This is a genomic window from Saccharomonospora iraqiensis subsp. paurometabolica YIM 90007, from assembly GCF_000231035.2.
In the GTDB taxonomy this organism is placed as follows: Bacteria; Actinomycetota; Actinomycetes; order Mycobacteriales; family Pseudonocardiaceae; genus Saccharomonospora; species Saccharomonospora paurometabolica.
Genome location: NZ_KI912258.1, coordinates 96,615 through 98,189, shown reverse-complemented (window position 1 = coordinate 98,189; position 1,575 = coordinate 96,615). Strand labels below are relative to the sequence as shown.

Annotated in this window: 1 protein-coding gene and 1 pseudogene; both read right to left on the bottom strand. The window is 76.0% G+C overall.

Going from position 1 to position 1,575, the window contains the following annotated elements; all coding sequences use genetic code 11:
- On the bottom strand, window positions 1-1,073 hold a 1,073-nt coding region (locus tag SACPADRAFT_RS0219705), incomplete at its 3' end, for a TadA family conjugal transfer-associated ATPase (protein ID WP_007027553.1).
- A 283-nt stretch (window positions 1,074-1,356) separates the two neighbouring features.
- Window positions 1,357-1,575: pseudogene (locus SACPADRAFT_RS0219700) on the bottom strand (hypothetical protein); the annotation flags it as partial.

Genomic DNA, 1,575 nt, shown 5'->3' with positions numbered 1-1,575 from the left:
CGCACGCCGTCGCCTTCCCGGCGGACGGCGGCGACCTCCGCGAGCACCCGTGCTCCCCCCGGGGCACGGCGCATGTGCAGCACCAGGGACACGGCCGCCGCGAGCTGGCTGTGCAGGGCGGGCCGGGACATCCCGCCCAGCGCGGCGAGCGCCTCGAGACGGGCCGGGACCTCGCCGGGGGAGTTCGCGTGCAGGGTCGCCGCCCCGCCCTCGTGCCCCGTGTTCAGCGCGGCCAGCAGTTGCACCACCTCGCGGTCCCGGATCTCGCCGACGACGAGCCGGTCCGGGCGCATGCGCAGCGCCTGGCGCACCAGGTCCTCGGAGGTGATCTCCCCGGCGCCCTCCACGTTGGACGACCGGGTGAGCAGGCCGACGAACTGCGGATGCGCGGGCCGCAACTCCGCGACGTCCTCGACACAGACGATGCGCTCGGTGTGCGGCACGGCACCGAGCAGGGCGGCGAGCAGGGTGCTCTTGCCCGATCCGGTGGCGCCGGAGACGAGGAACGCGAGCCGTGCCGACACGATCGCCTCCAGCAGCGCCAGGCCCGCGCCGTCCACCACACCCAGCCGTCGCAGGCCGGGCAGGTCGTGTGCGGCGGGCCGCAGCACGCGCAACGACAGACAGGTCCCCGCCGCCGCCACCGGGGGCAGCACCGCGTGCAGGCGCACCCGTCCGGACGGCCCGCCGCCGGGCAGCCAGCCGTCCACACAGGGCCGGGCGTCGTCGATCCGGCGTCCCGCCGCGAGCGCGAGGCGTTGGGCCAGGCGGCGCACCGCCTCCTCGTCGGCGAACCGGACGCCGGTCCGCCGCAGTCCCTCCTCACCGTCGGTCCACACCTCGTCCGGCCCCGTCACCAGGACGTCGGAGACACCGGGGGCGGCGAGCAGGGCGTCCAACGGACCCGCACCGACGAACTCGTGGCGCAGCGACTCCATGGCGGCCAACCGGTCGAGGTCGCCGTCGACACCGTCCGTCTCGGCGCGCACCGCCTCCGCCAGCCTCCGGGGTCCGGTGTCCGCGCCCGCGTCGGCCAGTCTCGCGCGGACCCGGTCGATCAGCTCCGTCCGCATCGTGTTCCCCCTCCTCCGTCGTTCGGCGGTCGGTTCCGCCGTCGCATTCGTCGCAGGCACCCTCGCGACCCTCCGGAGTCACCGCCAACCGTCCGTTGTGGACGCCACGGCGGTGGCTTCCCGTCCCACCATTCCGCCGCGCGGACCGACGGACCAGGCCAAACACCGGAGCCTGTGGACGGACGAAATCCTGTGGACAACCACGGCACGAACGGAGGCGTTCGTCGGCACCCCGGGACTCCGGAGCTCCGGGACTCCGGGACTCGGGGACTCCGGGGCTCCGTCACTCCGGCGAACGGTCGGCCTCCGGCGTCCCGCCGTGGTCGCGGTCCGCGAGGTCCAGGACGGTCCGTGCGGCGCGGTCCAGCGGCCCGCCGCTCCGGGGACGGAACGCCCCGCGGTCGAGGGCACGGTCCACCCCGCGTTCCGTGCGCAGGCGCCCGAGCGCGGCCACGCCCACGGCGTCGGCGATGTCCGGCACGGTGAGGCCGTCCCGCAGCGG